General features: G+C 63.5%; 17 protein-coding genes. 12 read left to right on the forward strand and 5 right to left on the reverse strand.

Going from position 1 to position 23,336, the window contains the following annotated elements:
* Window positions 1-31: 31 nt before the first annotated feature.
* Both Q4S41_RS01450 and Q4S41_RS01455 read right to left on the reverse strand, forming a co-directional pair.
* Window positions 32-454 carry a molybdenum cofactor biosynthesis protein MoaE gene (locus Q4S41_RS01450; protein WP_243515981.1) on the reverse strand — a complete coding sequence of 141 codons (423 nt, stop codon included), beginning with the start codon at window positions 452-454 and terminating at the stop codon, window positions 32-34.
* An 82-nt stretch (window positions 455-536) separates the two neighbouring features.
* A complete protein-coding gene (locus tag Q4S41_RS01455; protein WP_305029353.1) occupies window positions 537-779 on the reverse strand; it encodes a MoaD/ThiS family protein in 243 nt (80 codons plus the stop codon).
* A 136-nt stretch (window positions 780-915) separates the two neighbouring features.
* Here Q4S41_RS01455 and moaA point away from each other — a divergent pair, with 136 nt between their 5' ends.
* From moaA to Q4S41_RS01500, 9 genes are all read left to right on the forward strand, one after another.
* Window positions 916-1,953, forward strand: a complete 1,038-nt coding sequence (moaA, locus tag Q4S41_RS01460; RefSeq protein WP_305029354.1) for a GTP 3',8-cyclase MoaA — start codon at window positions 916-918, stop codon at window positions 1,951-1,953.
* Between the two features lie 150 nt (window positions 1,954-2,103).
* Window positions 2,104-2,565 (forward strand): hypothetical protein, encoded by a 462-nt coding sequence (locus Q4S41_RS01465; protein ID WP_305029355.1) that lies wholly within the window; start codon window positions 2,104-2,106, stop codon window positions 2,563-2,565.
* A complete protein-coding gene (locus tag Q4S41_RS01470; protein ID WP_305029356.1) occupies window positions 2,555-2,755 on the forward strand; it encodes a helix-turn-helix transcriptional regulator in 201 nt (66 codons plus the stop codon). Before Q4S41_RS01465 ends, Q4S41_RS01470 begins: the two co-directional genes overlap by 11 nt.
* A gap of 75 nt (window positions 2,756-2,830) precedes the next feature.
* Window positions 2,831-3,622 carry an alpha/beta hydrolase gene (locus tag Q4S41_RS01475; protein WP_305029357.1) on the forward strand — a complete coding sequence of 264 codons (792 nt, stop codon included), beginning with the start codon at window positions 2,831-2,833 and terminating at the stop codon, window positions 3,620-3,622.
* Window positions 3,623-3,856: 234 nt separating this feature from the next.
* Window positions 3,857-6,376, forward strand: coding sequence for a response regulator (locus tag Q4S41_RS01480; RefSeq protein ID WP_305029358.1), 2,520 nt, complete (start codon window positions 3,857-3,859; stop codon window positions 6,374-6,376).
* Window positions 6,377-6,680: 304 nt separating this feature from the next.
* Entirely contained in the window at window positions 6,681-7,841 is a 1,161-nt protein-coding gene (locus tag Q4S41_RS01485; protein WP_305029359.1) for an MFS transporter, read from the forward strand.
* Window positions 7,842-8,027: 186 nt separating this feature from the next.
* Window positions 8,028-8,405, forward strand: coding sequence for a cupin domain-containing protein (locus tag Q4S41_RS01490; protein WP_305029360.1), 378 nt, complete (start codon window positions 8,028-8,030; stop codon window positions 8,403-8,405).
* A gap of 7 nt (window positions 8,406-8,412) precedes the next feature.
* Entirely contained in the window at window positions 8,413-9,204 is a 792-nt protein-coding gene (locus tag Q4S41_RS01495) for an SDR family oxidoreductase (protein WP_305029361.1), read from the forward strand.
* 29 nt (window positions 9,205-9,233) lie between these two features.
* Window positions 9,234-9,923: a 2'-5' RNA ligase family protein gene (locus tag Q4S41_RS01500; RefSeq protein WP_305029362.1), complete on the forward strand. Its 690-nt coding sequence runs from the start codon at window positions 9,234-9,236 to the stop codon at window positions 9,921-9,923.
* Here Q4S41_RS01500 and Q4S41_RS01505 read toward each other — a convergent pair.
* Both Q4S41_RS01505 and Q4S41_RS01510 read right to left on the reverse strand, forming a co-directional pair.
* Window positions 9,920-11,113 (reverse strand): putative sulfate/molybdate transporter, encoded by a 1,194-nt coding sequence (locus Q4S41_RS01505; RefSeq protein ID WP_305029363.1) that lies wholly within the window; start codon window positions 11,111-11,113, stop codon window positions 9,920-9,922. The two genes, Q4S41_RS01500 and Q4S41_RS01505, sit on opposite strands and share 4 nt — an antisense overlap.
* A 24-nt stretch (window positions 11,114-11,137) precedes the next feature.
* Window positions 11,138-12,451 carry a cation:dicarboxylate symporter family transporter gene (locus tag Q4S41_RS01510; RefSeq protein ID WP_305029364.1) on the reverse strand — a complete coding sequence of 438 codons (1,314 nt, stop codon included), beginning with the start codon at window positions 12,449-12,451 and terminating at the stop codon, window positions 11,138-11,140.
* 159 nt (window positions 12,452-12,610) lie between these two features.
* Between Q4S41_RS01510 and fdhD the strand changes: the two genes are divergently transcribed.
* The 3 genes from fdhD (at window position 12,611) to Q4S41_RS01525 (ending at window position 16,567) form a co-directional block, all read left to right on the forward strand.
* Window positions 12,611-13,513, forward strand: coding sequence for a formate dehydrogenase accessory sulfurtransferase FdhD (fdhD, locus tag Q4S41_RS01515; protein ID WP_305029365.1), 903 nt, complete (start codon window positions 12,611-12,613; stop codon window positions 13,511-13,513).
* A gap of 93 nt (window positions 13,514-13,606) precedes the next feature.
* Complete coding sequence (locus Q4S41_RS01520; RefSeq protein ID WP_305029366.1) at window positions 13,607-13,954, forward strand: DUF7009 family protein; 348 nt, start codon at window positions 13,607-13,609, stop codon at window positions 13,952-13,954.
* A 57-nt stretch (window positions 13,955-14,011) separates the two neighbouring features.
* Window positions 14,012-16,567 carry an FdhF/YdeP family oxidoreductase gene (locus tag Q4S41_RS01525; protein WP_305029735.1) on the forward strand — a complete coding sequence of 852 codons (2,556 nt, stop codon included), beginning with the start codon at window positions 14,012-14,014 and terminating at the stop codon, window positions 16,565-16,567.
* Window positions 16,568-16,709: 142 nt separating this feature from the next.
* On the opposite strand, the gene Q4S41_RS01530 is transcribed toward Q4S41_RS01525, so the two are convergent.
* The gene (locus Q4S41_RS01530) at window positions 16,710-23,252 is read right to left on the reverse strand and encodes a M36 family metallopeptidase (RefSeq protein ID WP_305029367.1); all 6,543 of its coding nucleotides are present in this window, start codon (window positions 23,250-23,252) and stop codon (window positions 16,710-16,712) included.
* Between the last annotated feature and the right edge of the window lie 84 nt (window positions 23,253-23,336).

Here is a 23,336-nt window from a genome sequence, read left to right on the forward strand (position 1 = left end):
CTGCGTTCAGCATGACAACTGTGTTAGCCGGCTACGGATGCGCCGCCACCCATTCCGTCCCGTCCTCATACTCCTCGCGCTTCCAGATGGTGACCACCTGCTTCAGCGTATCGATGATGAACTGGCAGGCGGCGAAGCTTTCGGCGCGGTGTGGCGTGGCTACTGCTACCACCACGGCCACATCGCCCAGCTCCAGCGTGCCTTTGCGGTGCACCACGGCCACTTCCTGCAGCATAGGCCACTTTTCGTAGGCCTGCGCCACCACGTGGCCCAGCTGCGTGAGGGCCATGCTGTCGTAGGACTCGTAGTGCAGGCGGCGCACCGGGCGTCCGCCCGACTGGTTGCGCACCGTGCCAATAAAGGAATTGACCGCTCCGGCCGCATCCGTCTGCACGGCCGCGAGGGCGGCCGCAATGTCAATGGGCTGGTCGGTGATGGAAAGGGTAGGAGTCATGTAAGTAGCGCGGACTTTTAGTCCGCGAGTTGGGCGGTTCATTCGGATTCAGCGCACTCGCGGACTAAAAGTCCGCGCTACATCACCCCCCAGCCACGGGCGGAATTAGGGCAATTTCGTCCACTGTATGCAAGGGCATATCGGCGCTGGCGTATTCATTGTTTACGGCCACGGCGCAGCTGCGCAACTCGCCCAGCGCGGGGTACTGGCGGCGCATTTCGGCCAGCAGTTCGCCCACGGTGGTAGGGGCGGGGGCCGGCAGTTCGATGACGGACGTGCCCACAATTTCGCGGGTGATGCCGAAGAGGGCGACTTTTAAGGACATATCTTTCGACGTAAATTTTAAGGCGAGAACCGGCCGCTGGCGGCGCTTTGGGCTGTGGCCTGAACACCTTTCCTACGTCCGGGGTTTACCGCAGGCCGGCAGTCTTACGTACAGCCGGGCAAAATTGGTGATAAACGTGCTTCCATCTCTCCCCGCCCCGGCCCCGCCGACCGTCTCTCCGCTCTACGACCAGCACGGCCGGCCGCTGGAATACCTGCGCCTGGCCGTGACGGACCGCTGCAACCTGCGCTGCTTCTACTGCATGCCCGAAGAAGGCATCAAGTACATGCCCAAGCACGAGCTGCTGAGCTATGAGGAAATGCTGCGCCTCACCGGCCTGCTGGCCGGCCTGGGCGTGCGCAAAGTGCGCCTCACCGGTGGCGAGCCCTTCGTGCGGCGCGACCTGGTGCCCTTCATGGAGCGCCTGGCCGAGCTGCCCGGCATTGAAGACATCAGCCTGACTACCAACGGCGTGCTCACCGCGCCGCACGTGCCCGCCCTGGCCCGCCTGGGCGTAAAGGCCGTGAACCTGAGCCTCGACACGCTAGACCGCGAACGGTTCTTCCAAATCACGCGGCGCGACGAGCTGCCCAAGGTGCTGGAAACCTTTCACGCTCTGCTTGATGCCGGTATTCAGGTGAAAATCAACGCTGTAGTAATGGACGGGCAGAACATCGACGCCCTGGTGCCCCTGGCCGCCCTCTGCCGCGACCTGCCCGTTGATGTGCGCTTCATCGAAGAAATGCCCTTCAACGGCGGCAGCCACGAGGCCGGCCCCGCCTCGCTGCCCTGGAACCACGTCCGCATCCGTCAGCACCTGGAAGACCATTTTGGCGCGCTCACTCCGGTGAGTATAGCCGCCGGCGCTACGGCTTCGGAATACCGAATTGCCGGGCACCGGGGCACGGTGGGCATCATCGCGGCCTACTCGCGCACCTTCTGCGGCACCTGCAACCGCCTGCGCCTCACCGCCGAAGGCGGCATCAAAACCTGCCTCTACGACCAGGGCGTGCTCGACACCCGGGCCCTGCTGCGCGGCGGCAAATCCGACGAGGAAATTGTGGCCGCCCTCTCGGCCGCCTTCCGCCACCGCGCCGCCAACGGCTTCGAGGCCGAGCGCCAGCGGCCCTTGCACCAGCTCAGCTTCGAGAGCATGGCCACCATTGGGGGCTAGCGGGTATTTTGACAAGCAAAACGTAGTGCAGTAAAGCCACTTATGCTAAATGTTGAGTGGGATTATTATTTTGCCTTTGTGTAAAAAACATTTGACATAAAGACGGGAATATTATACATTTATGCTGTTCATTCAAATCAGCATTTTGTAATGATGACTTCTTGTTTATTTCCCCACCGCTACAAGCGTATTGGTTGGGTAATGGCTAGCTTGGCGCTGCTGTTGTGGCTACTGGAAACCTTCGGAGCGATAACGCTGCCGCATTTGGTGGGGTGGCTGCCGTCGCTCATCCAGGACCCAGCCGGGAAGGGAATGGAATTGACGCGGGAAAATCATGATTTATACGCCGTGGTGTTTGTCGTCGGGGCCGTGATGGCGGCATGCTCACGCGAACGGCAAGAAGACGAATACATTGGCCAAATCCGTTTGGAATCGTTGCTGTGGGCATTGTATGCCTATTGTACCCTGCTGGTGCTGGCCTTCTTGCTGGTGAGCGGCATGTCGTTTTTCACGGTAATGACTTACGCCATGTTTGCCCCGTTACTGCTGTTTCTGGTCAGGTTCCACGTGGTGCTGCGCCGGAGTGATAACGCAACGGCTCATGCGGAATAATTTGCGCGTAGAACGCGCCATCCTCCGCCTGACGCAGGAAGAGCTGGCCCGCCGCATCGGCGTCAGCCGCCAAACCATCAACGCCATGGAGGCGGGCAAATACGTGCCCTCAACCGTACTGGCCCTCAAATTGGCCGTTGTGTTTGCTAAACCAGTGGAACAGCTCTTTGCGCTGGAGAGCACCGATTAATGCGGCGGCCTTGAGGTCATATGATTTACCTTGCCGGCCTCAGGCGAGGTGATTCGCTGGCCTGAGCCAGTGATAATGAAAGTGGTGCTTATCGTGGTCGGGGTTGTGGCGGCGCTATATGTGGTGCTGTGCGCGGCGCTTTATTTCAAGCAGGAAAGCCTGCTGTTCTTTCCCAACCGGCTACGGGCCGATTATCAATTTAAATTTCCGGGTCGCTTCGAGGAGCGGTGGATGAAAATGGCCGACGGCACCCGCCTGCACGGCCTGCTGTTCCACGCGCCCAATTCCAGGGGGCTGGTGTTTTACCTGCACGGCAACGGCGGCGACGTGGGTAGCTGGGCCGCTGCCGCGCCCGTCTACACCCGGCTGGGCTACGACGTGTTCTTCCTCGACTACCGCGGCTACGGCAAAAGCGAGGGCCGCATCAGCAGCCAGCCGCAGCTGCTGAACGACGTGCAAACGGCGTACCGCCAGCTACTACCCGAATACCTCGAAAGCCGCACCGTGGTGCTGGGCTACTCCGTGGGCACGGGGCCGGCCACCTGGCTGGCCGCCCAGCAGCACCCCAAGCTGCTGATTCTGCAGGCGCCATACTTCAGCATGCGCGACCTGGCCACGCGGCTTTACCCATTTGTACCGGGCTTTTTGGTGCGCTACCCGCTGCCCACCAACGAGCTGATTACGCAAGTGCGGGCCCCCATCGTGCTGTTTCATGGCGACCGCGACGAGGTAATTTACTACCAGTCGTCGGTCCGGCTGAAGGCGTTGCTCAAGCCCAGCGACCGGCTGGTGCTGCTGCCCGGCGCCGGCCACAACGGCCTGACCGATAACCTGGCGTATCAGCGTGAATTGGCAGGCTTGCTGTGAAGAAAACTCAAGCAGTTGGCCGCGGCTACGACTTTTTAGCCGGTCAGAAAGTGCTGCACAAGCATTAGGTATTCTTGTAGTTAACACCGACTAGTTACATTCTGGATTAATAAGCCTTATAAATTACAAATAAAAAGTGCAATTTTATTTTATTTAATGGATAGATAATTAGCGTGTTAGAATAGCGCATTAATGTATATTTGCTAGTGCTATACAGGTTCGTAATTATATTCTATGACTGATTTCTACAATTCTACTCTAACGGCGACGCCTTCAGCCAGCCAGTCTGAGTTATTGGGTGATGCACCGGCCGAATCCGGCCAGGTAGCCGAGTTGCGCCGGGCACTGGCTGAGTCGCAGGCCGCGTTACGTTGCGCCGAGCAGCGGCTGGCCGACCAACAAGAATACTACCAGGCCGTGCTCGACCACCTGAAGGTGAATGTGGCCGTATTTGATACCGAGCACCGGTTTCGGGTGGTCAACGCCAAGTCCTTCAGCAACCCCGAGCTGCGGCAGTGGGTCATTGGCAAAACCAACGACGAGTACTGCGCGCACCGGGGCGTCGCGCCCGAAATTGGTGCCACCCGCCGGCGGCTGCTGGCCCAGGTGCTTGAAACCGGCGTCGAAACCAGTTGGGAGGAAACACTGATGACGGCCGACGGTCCTTGCCAGCTGTTGCGCTACTACGTGCCCGTACTGGACGCCGCCGGGGCGGTGCGCATGGTGGTGGGCACGGGCACCGACATTACCAAGCGCCGCCTGGCCGAGCAAAAGCTGGAAGAGCAGCGCGAGTTTTTTGAGTTCACGCTCAACCACATTCCCAGCGACATCGGCGTGTTCGATGCCGATGGCCGCTACCTGTTCGTGAACGCCAACGGCATCAAGGACCCCACCAAGCGGGAGTGGGTGATTGGCAAGGACAACTTTGAATATTGCGCGCAGTACGGCTACCCCATCGCGCTGGCCGAGGAGCGGCAGGAACGTCTGAACGAGGCCTTCCGCGAAGGGCGGCTGGTGACGTTTGAGGAAACGTTTGACCGGCCCGAGGGCCTGCGGCATCAGTTCCGGTGCCTGCAGCCCGTGTTTTACCCCGACGGCTCGCCGCGCATGGTGGTGGCCTATGGCCTCGACATCACCGAGCGGGTGGCCACCGAGCGGGCCCTGCGCCACGCCAAGCTGGCGGCCGAGAGTGCGGTGCGGGCCCGTGAGATTTTCCTGGCCAACATGAGCCACGAAATCCGCACGCCCATGAACGCCATCCTGGGCATGAGCCAGCTGCTGGCCAAAACCGAGCTGGCTCCCGACCAGGACAGCTACCGCCAGGCCATTAGCACGTCGGCCGAGCATTTGTTGGTGATTATCAACGACATTCTGGACCTCTCGAAGCTGGAAGCCGGCAAAATGGCGCTGGAGCAGGTGGGGTTCACGCCCACACACCTGCTGGCCGAAATCGAGCAGACCCTGCACTACAAGGCCGAGGAAAAAGGCCTGCGCCTGCTCACGCGGGTGGCCCCGGCCGTGCCCCGCGTGCTGCTCGGCGACCCCTACCGCATCCGGCAGGTGCTGATGAACCTGGCCGGCAACGCCATCAAGTTCACCGAAACCGGCTACGTGGCCATTACCTGCGATTTTCAGCCCTGCCCCCAGGGCGGCGGCGAAGTGGTGTTCCGGGTGGCCGACACGGGCATTGGCATCGAGCCGGAGTTTGTGAACCACATTTTCAGCGAATTCAGCCAGCAGGACTCGTCGGTGACGCGAAAGTTTGGCGGCACGGGCCTGGGCCTGAGCATTTGCCGCAACCTGGTGAAGCTGATGGGCAGCGACGTGCAGCTGCAAAGCGAGCGCAACAAGGGCACCATCATGACGTTTGCCCTGCGCCTGCCCGTGGGCACGGCCGAGGACCTGACGCCCAAAGCGGTGCTTGCGCCCGACAGCCCGGCCCGCCAGTCCTTGCGCGACAAGCAGGTGCTGCTGGTGGAAGACAACCGCTTCAACCGCCAGATTGCCAAAACCTTCCTCAGCCACGCCCACGTGCAGGTGACCGAGGCCGAGCACGGCGCCATGGCCGTGGAACTGGCCCAGCACACCCGCTTCGACCTCATTCTGATGGACATTCAGATGCCGGTGATGGATGGCTACGCCGCCACGGCGCTGCTGCGCCAGCAGCTGGGCCTGGCCACGCCCATTGTGGCCCTCACGGCCAACGCCGTGAAGGGCGAGCGCGAAAAATGCCTTGCGGCGGGCATGGACGGCTACCTGGCCAAGCCCTTCAAGGAAGAAGAATTGCTGCGCGTGGTGGGCGACTACGCCCTGACCATGCCGCTGCCCGCTCTGGAGCCGGCGGCCGCCCCGGCGGCCCGCCCCGCCGACCCCGAGCTGCTGGCGCCCCCGCTGGCCCCGCCGGTGGCCGCGGAAGTGAAGCTTTATTCCATCGTGGACTTGCTGGCCGCCGGCCAGGGCGACCAGGAGTTTGTGGCCTTCATGCTCGAAACTTTTGTGGAAAGCTGCGAAGAGGCCACGCAAAACCTGAGCCTGGGCATGCAGGAAGGCGACATCAAGCTGCTAAAAACCACGGCCCACACGCTGCGGCCCAACATTGTGCACCTGCGGGCCCTGCAGCTGCTGCCGCCGGTGGAAGCGTTGGACCAGTGGGAAGGTCCTTTCCAGGCGGATGCCCTGCAGCCGCTAGTCGATTCCATCACGCTGCTGCTGCGCGATGTGGTGACGCAGATTACGCTCGATACCAACGCGTAGCAGGCTTTGGGAAATGGGTGGGGTGCGACGGCTCGAAGCCGTCGCACCGTTTGTTTCTGCCCCTTGGCTCCTGTTTGGCGTGGCGCCTGCCCAGGAGTGGCGGGGTTCCTGAAATGCCTGACGGACTGCGGTTTGCCAAGTCAATACAGGTAGATTTTGTGGTGAAATCGTTTGCTGCGGGGCGGGCGTCGTTTTGGCCAATCCAGCAACTTCTGCTGCCGGGCGGGCGTTGGGGGAGCTTGTATTTTTGCTAAACGCACCCGCTGGACCAGTTCCGCCGCAGGCGTGTGAGAACCTGTGTTATATGATTTCGTTGACTGCATCAGCCCGCCCGATTTCCCGCAAAGCCCACCGTGTGGCGGTGGGCGCCTTGTTCTTTTTGCTGGGTTTGTGCTTTGCCACCTGGGCCTCGCGCATTCCGAGCATTCAGCAGCGCATGGGCATTTCAGAAGCCGGGTTGGGTGGCGTGCTGCTGTCCATTCCGCTGGGGCAGCTGCTCACGCTGCCGCTGGCCGGCTGGCTGGTGGCCCGGCAGGGCAGCCGCAAGGTGGTGCTGTGGGGCGTGGTGCTCTACGCCACCGCGCTGCTGGGCCTGGGCTGGGCCGATAACCTGTACCAGCTGATACCCTGCCTAGTGCTGTTCGGGGTGGGCGGCAACCTCACCAATATTTCAGTGAACACCCAGGCCGTGGGCGTGGAGCGGCTGTATAAGCACAAGCCCATCATGGCGTCTTTCCACGGGCTGTGGAGCTTGGCGGGCTTTGTGGCGGCGGCCATTGGCACGTTCATGATTGGGCACGCCGTCACGCCGGGCGTGCATTTCATTCTTATTGTCGCGTTCATCATCGCGGGCATGCTGGTGAGTGCCGGCTACACCGTGCGCCAGGACAGCGGCGTCGACCCCGACCAGCCCATCTTCGTGAAGCCCGACAAGGAGTTGCTGGGCCTGGGCGCCATTGCCTTCTGCGCGCTCATTTGCGAGGGGGCTATGTTTGACTGGAGCGGGGTGTATTTCAAGAAAGTTATTCAGGCCGATAAGGACTGGGTAGGCGCGGGCTACACGGCCTTCATGAGCACCATGGCGCTGGGCCGCTTCGGGGCCGACTGGCTGGCTGAGCGCCTCGGGCCCCGCCGCGTCATTCAGCTTTGCGGGCTGCTCACGGCTACGGGCCTGAGCATTGCGGTGGCTTTGCCTTCGCTGCCCACGGCGCTGCTGGGGTTTTTATTGGTGGGTTTTGGCACGTCGGCGGTAGTACCGCTGGTGTATTCGGCGGCGGGCCGGTCCACGCACATGTCGGCGGGCATGGCGCTGGCGGCGGTGTCCACCATTGGCTTCTTCGGTTTTTTGCTGGGGCCGCCAATTATTGGTTTTGTGGCGGGCGCCACGAGTTTGCGGGTATCGTTTGCGTTTATTGCCTTCATGGGGCTGTGCGTGTCGGCGGTGGCGAGTCGGGTGCGGGTGTAGGTTTTGGGAGAGGGATTAAAACGTCATGCTGAGCGGAGGCGCAGCCGCAGTCGAAGCATCTCTACCGCGCAAGTAATCCTAACATTTAGGTTAGTTACGTGGTAGAGATGCTTCGACTGCGGCTGCGCCTCCGCTCAGCATGACGTTCTTTTTCTCACGTTCCTCCTTTCCTATTTCCAAACTTCCATGCCCGAAAACCCCACCGCCACCAAATACACCTGGGACGACATGCCCGTCGAGCCGGTGACCGACCAGCTTTCGCGCCGCCTCATCACCGGCGACAAAATGATGCTGGCCCACGTATACCTCAAAAAAGGCTGCATCGTGCCCCTGCACCAGCACGAAAACGAGCAGATTACCTACATCTTGGAGGGCGCCCTGCGCTTCTGGATTGGTTCTGAAGACGCCGAGCCCATTGTGGTGGGCGTGGGCGAGGTGTTGCACATTCCGGGCAATGTTCCTCATAAAGCGGAGGCCATCGAGGACACCCTCGACGTGGATATTTTCAGCCCGCCGCGTCAGGACTGGCTCGACAAATCGGACGACTACCTGCGCCAGAAATAGCCCGGTTATGGACCTTGGACTGAAAGGAAAAGTGGCCCTGGTGGCCGCCGCCAGCAAAGGCCTGGGCCGCGCCGTGGCCGAAGAACTGGCCGCCGAAGGCGCGTCACTCGTCATCTGCGCCCGTGGTGATGAAGCCCTGCAACAAACCCGCGCCGCCATCGAAGCAGCCCACGGTGTGCCTGTGCTGGCCCTGGCTACCGATGTGGCCAGCCCTGCCGACGTGGCCCGCGTGGTACAAGCCGCGCAGGAGCGGTTCGGCCGCATCGACGTGCTGGTGACCAACGCCGGGGGCCCGCCCGCCGGCACCTTCGACACGCTGAGTGCCGAGCAGTGGCAGGCCGCCACGCAGCTCCTCCTCACCAGCGTGGTGGAACTGACGCGCGCCGTGCTGCCCGGCATGAAGGCGCGCGGCTGGGGCCGCATCCTCAACATCACCTCCATCTCGGTGAAGCAGCCGGTGGAAAACCTGATGCTTTCCAACAGCCTGCGCGCCGCCGTGACGGGCATGGCCCGCACCCTGGCCACGGAAGTAGCCGCCCAGGGCATCACCGTCAACAACATCCTGCCCGGCTACACCCGCACCGAGCGGGTGGTGGGCCTGGCCGATGCCACGGCCGCGAAGGAGGGCATTTCGGCCGCCGACGCTACCGCCCGCTGGGAAAGCCAGATTCCGATGCGCCGGCTGGGCGAGCCCCGGGAGTTTGCCGCGCTGGCGGCGTTTCTGTGCTCGGAACGGGCCAGCTACATCACGGGCACGTCCATTCCGGTGGATGGCGGGTGGATTCGGGGGCTTTTGTAGGCCCCGCAGCGCGGGATATTTCATTGCCTATGAATCTGGAGGCCCACTATGATGCCATGCGGGAGGCGGCCCTGTGCCGGCTGGCGCAGGGCGACGCCGACCTCGACCCGCTGCTTGACGCGGCCGACGACCGGCGGGGCATCACGCTGTTGGCCCGGCCGCCGGGGCACGTTATCCGGGAAATGGAGGCCGTACTGGCCGATTTTCGGTCGGCCGAGCCCGGGCAATATTATTACCCCGCGTCCGACATTCACCTCACCATTCTCTCCATAATCTCCTGCTACCGCGGCTTCGGGCTGGAACTGATTGACCCGGCCGCGTATAGCGCGGCGGTACAGGATATTGTCCGGCATTGCCGCCCGTTCCGCATCCGCTTCACTGGGCTGACGGCCTCGCCGGGAGGCATTATGGTGCAGGGTGTGCCCGAGGATGATACGCTAAACCGGCTGCGCGACGAGCTGCGCAGCTTCTTTCGCAACGCCGGTTTGCAGCAGTCCATTGACCAGCGCTACAGCATCCAGACAGCGCATTCCACGGTTTTGCGCTTCCGCCGCCCACTGCAAAACCCAGCCAGACTGCTCGAAAAAATCAGGCAGTATCAGGCACATTCTTTTGGCACTTTCGAAGTAGATGCGCTGGAACTGGTTTTCAATGACTGGTACCAACGGGCGGGCAATACCGTGCTGCTGGAACGGTATCCGCTGCTCAACCCGGGCTAGATGTGAGTTTGCTTGCCCAGCCCTACCCAGCCGCGCTGCATTGCGTAGTAGATGGCCGTGCCCACAATTAAGCCCACTAGGTAGCCGTACGGCAGCCCCGCGCAGAGCAGCCCCACCAGCAGTGCCACCAGCAAATCGGCCCGGCTGCCGCTCACGTCGCGCAGCAGCGTAGCCAACGACAGCGCTTCGAACAGCAGCAGCACGCCCAGCACCGGCAACGGGAAAATCTGCACCACATCGGCAAAGCCCTGGCTGAAGAACAGCCCCATCACCAGGAAAATGCTGCCATAAATGACCACCGACCCGCCCGTTCGCGCCCCAAACGTATAGTGCCCCACCATGCCGCCCGACCCGTGACACACCGGAAACCCACCGAAAAACGGGTTCACAAGGTTCATCAGCGCGTAGGTGAAGCTGATTCTCTTAATCGTGAGCGGCTCCCGCTCAGGAAATAAGTCCTGGGCCACCTGCTTGGTAGCCAGAATGGAGTTGCCGAGCGAGAGTGGAATCTGGGGCAGCGCCAGCAACACCGCGCCGGTCAGAATATCGGCCGACTGCGGCAGGTGCCAGGTGGGCAGGTGCAGGCCCACCGCCTTCTGCGCCGTGGCGAAGTCAAGCTTGAACACCAGCGCATACGCCACCCCCAGCGCAATGACAATCAGCGCCGCTGGCCAGCGCCGGTTGCCAAACAGCACCACCGTGACGGCAAAGGCCGCCGCCGCCAGCGCGTAGCCCACCGCACCATCGGCGCCCACGTATTTGGTGAGCGCCAGCGTGGCCAGCTGCAAGGCCAGCCCAAACTGAATGCCGCGCACCACGGCCTTGGGCACCAGCCGCGCCAGCCCGTCAATGAGCCCGGTGATAGACAGGAAAAACATGCTGATGCCAATGGCCAGCCCTCCGCCGAAAATGACGCGCCCGGGGATTTTCTGCGCAATAACCAGCGCCGCAAAGGCCTTGAGTGGCTGCACGGGCATGGGCATGCGGTACCACAGCCCGGTGAACACCTGCATCAGCCCGAACAGGATGAGCACCGACGCGCTATCAATCCCGGAGGCGGCAATGACGCCGATGAGCAGCGGCAGGTCGGTGCCGAGGTCGCCAAACGCGCCAGCCACCTCGTTGCGGTCGAAGCGGATGGGCGGACGCGTGGGAGCGGGGTGGGGCGGGGGCAGGGTTGCTTGTTCCACAGGGCAAAGGTTTCGGGTAGGGGCTTATTTCTTGTTCTTCAGCAGGCGGGCCATTTCGCTGGCCTGCTCGGCGGCATCGCCCAGGTACTCGCCGCTGGTGTAGCCCGGGCGGAAGCGGAGCGGTTTCAGGCGCTTGCCTAGGGCATCGACGGCCATTTCGTGGTCGAGGGCGCCTTCGTTGTGGGCCAGAAAGACGGTGGCCACGCCGTTGCCGATGAAATTGGTGATGCTGCGCGCCTCTGACATAAACCTATCGACGCCCAGCAGCAGGGCCAGGCCTTCTACCGGAATCACCTTCATGGCCGTGAGCGTGCTGGCCAGCACCACGAAGCCACTGCCCGCCACGCCCGCCGCGCCCTTGCTCGTCACCATCAGAATGCCCATCATGGTCAGAATCTGGGCGCCGGAAAGCTCGACGTGGAATACCTGGGCCAGAAACAGCGTGGACAGCGACAGGTAAATGGTGGTGCCATCGAGGTTGAATGAGTAGCCCGTGGGCACCACCAGCCCCACCACCGGCTGCGCACAGCCCATGCGCTCCAGCTTCTCCATCAGGCCCGGCAGGCCGGCTTCGGACGAGGACGTGCCGAGCACAATCAGCAGTTCGGCTTTGATGTACTTCAGAAACGACCACATGCCCACGTTGCAGTAGCGCAGAATGGCCCCCAGCACCAGGAACACGAACAAACCCATGGTCAGGTACACCGTCACCATCAGCTTGCCCAGCGGCAGCAGCGTGGCAATGCCGTACTTGCCAATGGTGAAGGCCATGCCCCCAAACGCGCCAATGGGCGCCAGCAGCATCACCAGGTGCAGCCCCCGGAAAACGTATTTCGAGCACTCCTTCAGGAAATGAATGACGGGTTTGCGGCCAGCATACTTGCTCAGGATGATGCCCAGCAGAATGGCCACAATGAGCACCTGCAGCGTCAGGTTATCAGCTAGAAAGTGGCCCCAGGAGAATTCCGTGGCTCTTTTGGTGAATTCGCCCACCTTGCCGGTATCCAGCTTGCCGGTGCTCACGCCCGCGCCCGGCCGCACCAACGCCGCCACGCCCACGCCAATGAGCAGCGCCAGTGTAGTCACGATTTCGAAGTACAACAGTGCCTTGCCGCCAATGCGCCCTACCTTTTTCAAATCCCCCATCGTGCTGATGCCCAAGGTGATGGTGAGAAAGATAATCGGGTTGATGAACAGCTTCACTACGTTGATGAAGTACTTGCCCAACGGCTCCATCTGCACCGCCGTGGCAGGCTGGAAGTGGCCCAGCAGCGCCCCGGCTACAATGGCCAGCAGCACCCAAAAGGTGAGGTTGCGGGTGATTTTCTTGAGTTTCATAGGCGGCTGGTAGGGTAGAATCGATTCACAAGAACGTCATGCAGAGCGCCACAAGAACGTCATGCAGAGCGCAGCGAAGCATCTTGCCCGCCACCACTAATCCTTTTTGTAGAACGATTGGTTTACCCGTAGCGGGCAAGATGCTTCGCTGCGCTCTGCATGACGTTCTTTTTGCCGCATTCGCCCATGGACCCCGCCATCCTGCTCCCCGCCGCCAGCTACGAATTCGCCACCATCCAAAAAGTGAGCGGCAGCGGCCCGCCCATCACCGCCTCCGACCAGCTTGCTGCCGAGGAACCCCTAGAAATCCGCGTCGGCTATGAGTTGGCCGGCCAGCGCCAGCACCGCACCCTTTCCGTGACCATGCGCACGCCCGGCCACGACGAAGAACTGGCCGCCGGCTTCCTGCTCACCGAAGGCCTCATTCAGTCCCAAACCGACTTGTTGGGCATCATTCCCTGCCCCGACGTGCAGAAGGCCGAAGAAGCCGGCAACGTCGTGCGGGCTGAGCTGGCGGCGCACGTGCAAGTCGATTTCGCAGCTATGGAGCGGCATTTTTACACCAGCTCCAGCTGCGGCGTGTGCGGCAAAACCAGCATCGACGCCGTGCGCACCGCCTCCTGCCCGGTGCTGCCCACGGCCGGCCCGCACCTCCGCGCCGCCGTGGTGCATCAGTTGCCCGAGAAGCTGCGCGCTGCCCAAGCCGGCTTTGAGCAAACCGGCGGCCAGCATGCCTCGGCCCTGTTCTCGCCGGAAGGAGAGCTGCTGCTGCTGCGCGAAGATGTGGGCCGCCACAATGCGCTGGACAAGGTGATTGGCGCGGCGCTGCTGGCCGGGTGGCTGCCACTGCACCAGCATATTCTGCTGGTGAGCGGCCGCGTTAGCTTCGAACTGGTGCAGAAAGCCGCCGCGGCCGGCATTGGGGTGCTGGCGGCCGTGGGCGCCCCCAGCAGCCTGGCCATTCAAGCGGCCGAGAGTTTTGGCATGACGGTGCTGGGATTCGTGCGCAACGAGCGGTTCAACATCTACAGCCACGGCTGGCGGCTGGCAGAAGCAGGGTAAGCGCGGAAATCTTGCTCAATAGCCATAATCGTGGCAACGGGCTGCTACCCCTTACGTTTAACTTTCATCCCGCCCAACTCACCGCTCCCGCCCATGAAACTCCGCATCGAAGACGACACCCTGCGCCTGCGCCTCTCCCAAAACGAGCTGGATGAATTTGCCTCTACCGGCCGCGTGGAAGGCGCCGTGCACTTCGGCCTCAACCCCGAGCAGCGCCTGACCTACGCCCTGGAGCGCAGCTCCGAACGCCCCCAAACCATGCCCAACGACGAGCCCGTGCAGGTGCACTACGAACCTGGTGCGCTCACCGTGCTGGTGCCCTTCCCGCTGGCCAAGGAGTGGGTCGAAACCGACCAGACCGGCTTTTCCCACAGCCTGCCGCTGGCTGAAAACCAGCACCTCCGCATTTTGGTTGAGAAGGACCTGGACTGCCGCCACTAGCGCATCCGTCACTCGCCGAATTTATAAAAACCCCACCTTTCTGTTCCGATGAGCTCCATGGAAGACTCCCCCAAAACTGACCCCAGCAAAGCGGGCAAAACTCACCAGCAAGGTGCTGAAGCAAACGCCCCCAAGAGTGGCGAACGGCCCGACCAGGGCAAAGCGCCCGCCCCCGACCACTACCGCACCGAGCCGCAGGACACCCACATCCACGCCCACATTCCGGCGCCCGACGTGGCCAATGCCAAGTACGAGCACCCCATTCTGGCCCAGCCGCCTGAAGCTCTCACCGGCCTCAAGCTGGAGGGCCGCGAGAAGGTGGCGGCGGGCGTCACGGCTGTCATCAAATCCATGCAGTTCAGCTGGACGGAAGGCGGCGTGGGGCGCGGCACCAAAGCCCTGCTCGGCCTGAACCAGAAGGACGGCTTCGACTGCTCCAGCTGCGCCTGGCCCGACCCCGACGAGCACCGCTCGGTGGCCGAATTCTGCGAGAACGGCGCCAAGGCCACCGCATCAGACGCCGACGACAAGGCCGCCGGCCCCGAGTTCTTCGCCAAACACAGCCTGGCCGAGCTCTCGCGCATGACCGACCGCGACCAGAACAACGCCGGCCGCCTCACGCACCCCATGGTGAAGCGCCCCGGCGACAACCACTACTCGCCCATTGCCTGGCCCGATGCGTTCGACATCATCGCCAGGGAGCTGAACGCGCTGGATTCGCCCAATGAGGCCGTGTTCTACACCTCGGGCAAAGTGCCGAATGAGCCGGCTTTCCTGTTCCAGCTTTTCGCCCGCGAGTTTGGCACCAACAACCTGCCCGACTGCTCCAATATGTGCCATGAGAGCAGCGGCTCGGCCCTGAGCCCCACGCTGGGCCTGGGCAAAGGCTCCGTGACGCTCAACGACTTGCACGAGGCCGAGGTCATCCTCATCATCGGCCAGAACCCGGGTACCAACCACCCGCGCATGCTCACGGCCCTGCAAAAGGCCAAGCGCAATGGCGCCAAAATCATCGCCGTGAACCCGCTGATTGAAGCCGGCCTCGTCGCCTTCAAAAACCCGCAGGATTTTATGAACCCGCTCCGCGCCCTCGGCGCGCTGATGGGCGACGGCACCCCGCTTACCGACGTATTCCTGCAGGTGAAGGTGGACGGCGACATGGCCCTGCTGCGCGGCATCATGAAGCACCTCTTCGAGGCCGAGGACATGAACCCCGGCCAAGTGGTCGACAGGAAATTTGTAGATGAATTCACCGTCGGCTTTGCCGAGTTCGAGCAGAACATCCGCAACACCAGCTGGGAGGAAATCGAGGAAATCAGTGGCATTAGCCGCGCCCAACTGCTCGAAGCCGCCAACCTCATTGCCCACAAGCAGAAAATCATCACCTGCTGGGCCATGGGCGTCACGCAGCAGCGCCAGGGCGTGCAGACGATTCAGGAAATCGTGAACCTGCAACTCATGAAGGGCGCCATCGGCAAGCCGGGCGCAGGCACTTGCCCGGTGCGCGGCCACTCCAACGTGCAGGGCGACCGCACGATGGGCATCTGGGAGCGCATGCCGAAGACGTTTCTGGACGCGCTGCAGAAGGAGTTCGGTTTCACGCCGCCCACCAAAGACGGGTTCGATGTGGTGGAAGCCATCAAGGCCATGCACCTGGGCCACACCAAGGTGTACTTCGGCCTCGGCGGCAACCTGCTCGCCGCCGGCCCCGACACCGAGCTCATCGCCGAAGCCATGCGCAAGCAGAAGCTGACGGTGTTTGTGGGCACCAAGCTCAACCGCGGCCATCTCACCACCGGCGAAACCAGCCTGCTGCTGCCCTGTTTCGCCCACGTCGATATCGACATGCAGAAGTCGGGTCACCAAATGACTTCGTGCGAAAACTCGATGGGCGTGGTGAGCCAGAATAAGGGCATTCTGGTGCCGCTGGCCGGCGACCAGCTTAGCGAAGTCGCCATTATCTGCGGCATGGCCATTGCCACGCTCGGCGACAAAACCAAGACCGACTGGGTGGCGATGACGGAGAATTACGACGTCATCCGCGACCACATTTCGCGCGTTATTCCGGGCTTCGAGAAGTTCAACGAGAAGCTCCGCAAGCCGGGCGGCTTCTACCTGCCCAACGGCCCCCGCGAGCGCAAGTTCACCACGCCCGACGGCAAGGCCCACTTCACCAAAACCACGCTGGAAAAGTACGAAGTAGCCCCCGACCAGCTGATTCTGATGACCGTGCGCTCGCACGACCAGTTCAACACCACCATTTACGAATACAACGACCGGTACCGCGGCATCCACGGCGAGCGCCGCGTGCTGTTCATGAACCCGGCCGACATGGCCGACCGTGGCCTCAAAGCCAAAGACCTCATCGACATCACCAGTCACTACAAGGGCGAGGAGCGTCGGGTGGAGAAGTTCGTGGCCGTGCCCTATGATATTCCGAAAGGCAACGTCTGCGCCTATTTTCCCGAAGCCAACCCGCTGGTGCCTATCAGTTCCGTGGCGAAAGTGAGCAACACGCCCACCTCGAAATACGTGGTGGTAACCGTGGTGCCCACCGCCGTGAACAACGACATTCGCATCAAGGAGCGGGAAAAGATGATGGCGCAGGCGTAAGGGCAAATCCTGCCATTGCGAGCGAAGCGCGTCAAACGACGTTCAGCATAGTTAATCCGTCTTCATCATCGCGACCAATCAATAAGAAGTAAAAAGCCCCGGCACTGTACAGTGCCGGGGCTTTTTGCGGAAAGAATGCCGCTTATTCGCGCACCAGTTTCACCGACTGCTGCTGGCTGCCCTGCCGCACCCGCAGCAGGTACACGCCCGTGGGGAGGCCGCGCGCAGCATCGAGCGGCAGGGAGGACGTGCCGACGGGCAGGTTGACTTCCATCTGGCCCAACTGGCGGCCCAGGGCATCGAACAGCAGCACAGTGGCCGGCCCGGCTGTGCCGGTGCGAATGGTCAGGCTCACTGCATCGTGCGAGGGGTTGGGCACGGCCTGCACCGCAAAACCCGCCATGGCCGGCACCTGGAGGTTGCGCACGGGCGAGAAGGTTGCGGTGCCGTCCTGGTCTACCTGGCGCAGGCGATAGTACACCTGTTCGGCGGCGTAGCGGGCCAGGTTTTTGTCCACAAAGCGGTAGTCCTGGCGTTGGGCACTGGTGCCGTGGCCGGCCACCCGGCCCAGCGGCTGGAAAACCTGACCATCGAGGCTGCTTTCCACGGCGAAGTAGTCGTTGTTTTTTTCCGAAGCCGTGGCCCAGCGCAGGAGGCCATCGGCTTCCTGTCGCTCGGCGGTGAACTCGGTCAGCTCCACCGGCAGCGGAGCGGCCGAGTTGCCCAGCGTCCAGACCGAGAAGTCGGCGATGCCAGTTTTGCTTACGGTATTGCCAGCGGCCGTGGTGCCGCGCTGCAAAATCCACGGCGTGGTGCCGCTGGTGGATTTAAACAGGGCCAGGTTGGCCACCGGAATGCCATTAAGCTCGTGGGCGAAGTAGCTGAAGGCCAGTGTCACATTAAGCCCTGAGTTGGTGGTGGGCCGAATGTCGAAAGACCGCAGGATGCTCTTGCTGGTGCCCGCGCCCGTTAGCACCGCGCCGGTGGTGCGCAGCACCAGCGTGCTGCCGGGGGCCACGGAGCCGGTGGCCGGCTGCAGCGTGAGGCCCAGGCCGCCAAAGTTTTCGGCGGTGCCAGCGGCCAGCGGGCGGGTGGCCGCCACGGTGCCGGCCACGTAGCTGGCATCGGTTTCGGCCAGGGTGGCCGTGCTGCCCAAAACCACTTTATAACTTGTCGTGGTTTGTAGCATGCCGCTGGTCATGGTGAGCGACGTGCCAATGGCCAGGTCGCGGGTCAACGTCACAATGCCGCTGGCCTTGTTCACTTGCAGCTGGGCGATGCTGGTGATGCTGCCCAGCGTTTGGGCCGAAGTGCCGTTGAGGACCAGGTTGCCGTTGAAGGTGGTCGTGCTGCTGTTGTTGGCGAAGTTGCCGTTCACCTGCAGGGTGGCGAGGTGGGACAGCGTAAGCGTGGCGCCATTGTCGATGGTCAGGCTGGCCACGGTGGCGGTGGTGCCGTTGGGCAGGGCAGGATAATTATTTTTCCCCGTCGGCAGCACCGCGCCGACGGTGGCGCTGGGGGCCAAGCCGTAGTCCCAGTTGCGGCAGTCGGTCCAGTCGGTGCCGATGCTGCCGTTCCAGGTAGCGCTGGCTTGCACCGGCGGGCTGATGGTGGCCGTGGCCACCGCCGTAGCGCTGCCCGTGCCCGCCGTGGCCGTGAGCAGTACTAGGTTGTCGCCGGTTTCGGTGCAAGCGTAGCTCAGCTGCGACAGCGGCGCGCCGTACACGGCCTGCACCACCAGCTGCTTCACAACGCCCTGGCAAGGGTCGGGAGCAAAGTTGGTATTATTGGCCACGATGCTGCCGGAATTCTTATTCAGCAAAATCGACTCCATCACCGACTGGCTGACGGGCGCGTGGCAGCTGCTGGCGGTGTAGGTGCCGTTGGCGTTGCGGGTGGGCGTGCCGTAGCTGGCAAACGTGACGGCCGTGAACACCTGTCCCGTCGGCGCCGTCAGGGTCAGGGTGCCGCCTTCCGTCACCACGGCGGTCATAATTTTCTGGGCCCCCACCGTCAGCGGCGTGCACGGGCTGCTGCTGCCGTTGTTGAGTTGCGCGGCCGTGATGCTGGCCGTGCCGCCGATGGCCAGCGTGGCGCTCGCGTTCTGTGCCACCGCCGTCACAGCGCAACGGGTAGTCACGGCAATAGTATTCGACGGATTGCCCTGGCCCTGGGGCAAGAGGCTGGTTTTTTCGGCCCGCACCCGGTAGTAATAGGCCGTGTTGGCGCTGAGGCCGGTGAGCGTCCGGCTCAGCGTGCCGCCCGCCACGGAGAAGGGCGAACCGCTAATGGGCGCCGTGAAGGTGCTGTTGGTGGCCACATCGAGCAGATAGCTGTTAGCCGTGCCCACGGCCGGCGCCGTCCAGTTGGCCACGAAACTCGTGGTGCCCAGGCCCGTGGCGGCTGTGGCCGTGGGCGTCACCATCGCATAGCTTTCCACCCAGTTCGAGGCCGTGCCCGCAAGGCTGGCGTTGGTTACGGTGCCGGCGTAGGCGCTGGCCGTTTGGTCGAAGAGGATGTTCTGGCCGGTGTTGGTGCCGCCGGGCGTGCCCTGGTCGAAGTTGAAATAGGCTGTCAAGCTGGCCGGTACGGCGCTGGCCGTGCTTTGCATGTCGGCCCGGATATTGGCTTGCGTGAGCACCGCACTGTAGACGCGCAGCTCGTCGAGACGGCCACTGAAGTAGCCGCCCGCCCCGCTTTGGATGGCGCCCAGCCGCAGCGTCGGCGAGTTACGCGTCCCCGTGCCCGCGCCCGTGCCCGAGGCATCGAGTACGCCGTCGACGTACAGCTGCAGGGTAGCGCCCTGGCGCGTGGCGGCCAGATGGTGCCAGCGCCCGTCGTTGATGTTGACGCTGGAAATGATGGTGTAATCGGCGCTGCCGGCATTGCCCAGGCCAAAGGCGGCTTTGCTGCCCAGCAGCGTCAGGCCCAGGTCGTTGGTGGCGCCGCCCACCTCGCCATCCACCAGGCCCGCGCCCTGCCACCACTGGGTGCCGGTGCCGCCGGTCTGGGTGGTGTTTACCCACGTTTCGATGGTGAAGTCGTTGCTCACCAGCAGCGGCAGGCTCACGTAGTCGTCGGTGCCGTCGAAGGCCAGGGCGTTGCCCGGCGGCGTGGCCGCCACCACGGCCAGCGCGGTGGAGCTGGCCGTGCCCAGCGGGGTGGTGATGGTGGTGGTGCCGCTGGCAGCCGCCGTGAGCGGTACCCGGAACGTGGCCGAAGTCGAAGAATTGCTGAGGATGGCCGCGGCGGGCACGGCCACGCCGTTCACCGTCAGGCCCGAGATGTTGAACAGGTTGGTGCCCGTCACGGTCACGGCCTGGCCGGCGGTGCCGGGGTTGGGGCTGAAGCTGGCGATGGCGGGCGGCGCGGGCGCCAGCAGGAAGGTGGGCTGGTTGTAGCTGTCGGCCACGGCGTTGCTGCCGTCCAGCAGCTTCACCTGCTGCGGGCCGCCGCAGCCGCTCATCACCTTGATGTCGTCGAGGTACCAGCCGGTATAGCCGTAAGTGCTGCCGGCGAACCGTTTGCCCGTCAGCAGCTGAAACCGGATGAGGATGCTTTGCCCGCTGAACGACGACAGGTCCAGTACCGAACGCTTGTACAGCTCGGCGCTGGGGCCCGAGTCAGCTCCGCCGAAGCAGGCTACTCTGGGGCGCGGCACGTAGGTGGTGCTGTTGTAGAACACCATGTTGTAGCCGCCCTGCACGAAGTACGCGCCCGCGTCCTGCCAGGTCGCGCCGTTGTCGGTCGAGATGCCCACCAGCCCGCCATCGAGCGCCCGGTTGGTGTCGTAATACAACAAGTGGTCGTAGTGGTAAAACGAGAGCAGCGTTTCCGGCCCTGGCGTGAAGGCCGCCGAAGTCAGCGTGTAGTTCTGGTTCAGGGCCAGGCCCGGGGCTTTCCAGGCGGCCGCGCCGGCGTGGGCCTCGGCGGCGGTGGAAGTGGTCCAGCCGCCGCTGCCGCTCACCACGGCGGCCGTCAGGCCCGTTTGGTTGGCGTCGCGGTCGTCGTTCACGGGCAGGGCCACGGCGCAGCCCTTGCCGCTGGCCGTCTGGGCCCGAATGCGGTAGAGGCGCTGCTGCCCGGTCGTAAAGGTCTGGTTGGCAAAGGTGACGGTATTGTTGGCTCCCAGCGTGCCGCCCGAGCTGCTGAGGTACTGCAAATCGGCCGGCAGCTGGTCGCTGACGGTGTAGGTGCTCTGCGCCGCCGCGCACTCGCAGGTGGCCGCCAGGGTAATGTCGAACTGGCTGCCCACCACGGGCGTGGTGTTTTTGCGCAGCGTCACGGCGGGCAGGTCGAAGGCCACCGTCTGGTCGGTGGCGCTGTTGCTCGAGCCCTCGCGGGCGCTGAAGCCCATGCCGCGCCGGGCAAACGCGTTCCAGATGGCGCAGTGGTAGCGCCCGTTGTAGAGCAGCGAGTCGGCGGCCAGAATGGCGTCGCGGCTGTCCAGGAAGCCGGGCTGGCAGGGCTGCAATTTCAAGCCATGCATCACGAGCTGCAGGGCCACGGCGTTGCCGCCGGTGCTGGTGCTGGCGTAGAGGTTGGGCTCGATGCGGCTTTGCTGCTGAATAATGTTCCAGGTCATGTCCCAGAGCGTGGTGCACCAGATTTCGCCGATGTCGTGTGCCTCCGGGCTGGTAGCCATGTTGGCGTAGGTGAGCGGGTTCACCGTCATGTCGGTGGTGTAGGGGTAACGCCGGATGGTCGACCCCGGCGCGCTCAGGCCCACGGCGTAAGCGCCTTCGCCCCGGCTCTTGGGCCCATCCGTGGTTTGGGCCGTCGTCCAGTCGGTGGTCATCATCAGGGCGAAATAGTCGCTCCAGCCTTCGCCGCCCTGTTCGGCGTTGTAGAGGCAGCTGGTGTTGGTGCCGCCGCCGGTGAGGCGGTTGCTCACGCCGTGGCCAAACTCGTGCGCCACGATGCCGCTGTCGTAGTCGCCGTCGAGCATCGGCGGCGGTACCTGCAAGGTGGCCCTCACGGTGGTGCCGGCCTGCAGCTGCGCCGTCAGCCGGCCCCCGTCCGTGCTCGATATCATCACGGCCGGAATGGTCAGGCTTGCGTTCATCGCATTGTTGGGCGCAGTCATCAAGCCGGCATCCCCCGTACTGACGACGATAACGGCAATCGCCCCGTTGTTCTGGGCATTCACTACCCGGTCCACGTAGTAGCAGCCGCTGGCGGCGCTTACCACCGCAATTTTCCCGCTCACGCTCACCGACGAAGCGGCGGTGCAGCCGGTGTGCGAACTCGCGTTGGTGGGGCTGGTGTAGTAAGCCAGCTCCCCCGACACGGGGCCCAGGTTGGCCAGCCGGTTGTTGGGGCCGAAATAGCCTTCCAGCATGTTGTAGCTGCCCGCCACCGCGGCGGGCGATGCCACCACCAAGCTCTGGTTTACGGGGCCGCCGTAGAGGTACATCTGCATCCGGCCGCTGGTGCCATCGGGCGGGGTGCTGAAATTGGCGTTGCTGGTGCCGCTGCCGTCCTGGGCCTCGGCCCGCACGAAGTCGCCGCCCGTGCCGCCCCGCCCCAGGTTATCGGTTTGAAAGTTGCCGGCCGCTTCCGTCAGCCCGTACTGGTACAGCACATCGTGCAGGATGTTGTTCCAATAAAACAGGTTTACCGTGGCTGCCCGCCGGTTTTTGCCCAGCCAGGGCAGCTTGCTGAAATCGGGCGTATAGTTGAAAACCAGCGCGCCGCCGGTGCCCGTAGTGGCGGCGAAGCGGCCGGGAGCATCGGCGTTCAGGCTGTCGTCGTAGGCCCACACGTTGTTGCCGCGCGTGTCGGTGTAGTTGGTGGTGCCATCGAAGTGCCAGCCGTGGGTAGTGGCATTGTTGCCGGTGCCCGCCTTCTGCCAGGGGTTGGTTTCGGTTTGCACGCTGCCCACGGTCGGGTTTTCGCGCGGGTAGGGCACCACGGTGTAGCTGGCGGGCGTCACGGTCTGGGTGCGTTGCGGGCTGGCGGGGCGCTGGCGGGGCCGGGCCAAGGGCCGAGCCGGGCGTAGCGGCTGAACGGCCGCTCCGGGCCGGCCGGCCGGGCGGGCCGCGGCCTCGTGCACTGTCCAGTTGTCTTTCTCCAGCACCTGGCCGGTGAGGGCATCCACCCGGATGTTGAGCCAGTCGGCCGAAGCGCGCACGTCCACGTTCACGTTCCAGGCCAGGTGGGGCTGTCCTTGGCTCACCACCCACACCAGCCGCACCACAAGGGGCCGGCGCGCCACCCCGCCCGGGGCGAAGCTTTGCTGCTGGTCGGGGCCGCTGGGGCTGTCCTGGGGCGTGGGCCGCTCGCCGCTGGCGTCGGGCAGCGTGGCTACTGCCGCGGCCACGGCAGTAGCCGCCGTCACCTTGGGCGTGGCCGAAAGCTGGTCAAACACCACGGCCGGCAGAAAGCGCCCGGCGTGGTGGCGCAGCTTGCCGTCCTTGAAAACCAGCGTCACCACTTGGTTATACACCGGAATGCCGGTGCGCAGTTGCTGTGCGTAGGCATACAGCAGGCCCGACGGCTCGGTGTAGGCCTTGGTAATGCGCAGGTCGGCCGGGGCCACGGCGGTGCCGGCCCATTGGGCCTGGGTTCGCAGGGCCAGTTCGGTGGCTTGCTGCGCGGTTTCGGTTTGGGCCCGGGCGGGCAGCCAAGCGGTGGGCAGCAACAAGGCCAACAGCAATAGCAGGAAACAGTAATTTTTTGTCATCTTCAGAATTATTAGCCAAGGACAAACCGATGGAAATACAAATTTCCGCCGCGCTCCCAAGCGGGTACAAGCCGGTGGCCTACC

This window comes from Hymenobacter convexus (assembly GCF_030580955.1).
Lineage (GTDB): Bacteria > Bacteroidota > Bacteroidia > Cytophagales > Hymenobacteraceae > Hymenobacter.